The organism is Pseudomonas brassicacearum subsp. neoaurantiaca, assembly GCF_013608025.1.
Taxonomy (GTDB): domain Bacteria; phylum Pseudomonadota; class Gammaproteobacteria; order Pseudomonadales; family Pseudomonadaceae; genus Aquipseudomonas.
In genome coordinates this window covers 1-1,049 of the sequence record NZ_VDLV01000053.1, presented here as the reverse complement: position 1 = coordinate 1,049, position 1,049 = coordinate 1, and the positions used below count along the sequence as shown (strand labels likewise).

General features: G+C 63.3%; 1 protein-coding gene. It reads right to left on the bottom strand.

Annotated features, from left to right (window positions below):
• The coding region (locus FHK92_RS23945) for an Ig-like domain-containing protein (RefSeq protein ID WP_219916168.1) at positions 1-1,049 on the bottom strand (1,049 nt) is incomplete at both ends.

Here is a 1,049-nt window from a genome sequence, read left to right as displayed (position 1 = left end):
TCCGAGGCGGTGCTCGCGTTGCTGTCGTCCACGGCCTTGGGCAGATCATCGACGATGTTCACGTCCAGATTGCCCGTGGCGGTGGTGCCGTTATCATCGGTGGCGACCACGGGGAATTGCTCGCTCAGGCTGTTGGCGCCGTTCGCATTTGGATGCGCTTCGTTGTCGAGCAAGGTGTAGCTGTAGCTGACCACGCCCGTGGCGGCGTTGAAGCCGGTCACGGTCAGGGTGTTGCCCAGCGCCGTAGTAATCGATTGTGGGAAGCCGGCGGTTACGCCACCGCTGACCACGGTGATGCCACCAACGCTGAGGGTTTGTACACCGTCCAGTGCGGTCACGGTGAAGGTGCCGCTTTGGGTCAACGCCGGAGCGTCCGGGCTGCTGCCGTCGCTGAGGTTTTTTTCCTGAACCGTCAGCTCGCCGCCTTCCGTGTCGAGGCCGGTGATGATCACTGGATCGTCGTTGTTGTGGACTTGCAGCACCAGGTTGGCGGTGCTGGTGTCGCCGTCGGCGTCGGTCAGGGTGTAGGTGAAGGTTTCGCTGCCATTGCCGCCACCGTGCAGGCCTTTGAAATCGGCGTCGGAGGTATTGAGCGTGTAGGTGTAGGAACCGTCGGCGTTGAGCACCAGCGTGCCGTAGGTACCGGTGAACGTGCCGGGGGTGATCGGGCCGGACGCCACGTGATCCGCACCTTGGGTGTCGTTGGTCAGCACGCTGCCGGTCAGGGTCAGGTTGCTTTCCGAGGCGGTGCTCGCGTTGCTGTCGTCCACGGCCTTGGGCAGATCATCGACGATGTTCACATCCAGATTGCCGGTGGCCGTGGTGCCGTTGTCGTCGGTGGCGACCACGGTGAATTGCTCGCCCAGGCTGTTGGCGCCGTTCGCATTCGGATGCGCTTCGTTGTCGAGCAAGGTGTAGCTGTAGCTGACCACGCCAGTCGCCGCGTTGAAGGCAGTCACGGTCAGGGTGTTGCCCAGCGCGGTGGAGATCGATTGTGGGAAGCCGGCGGTTACGCCACCGCTGACCACGGTGATGCCACCAACGCTGAG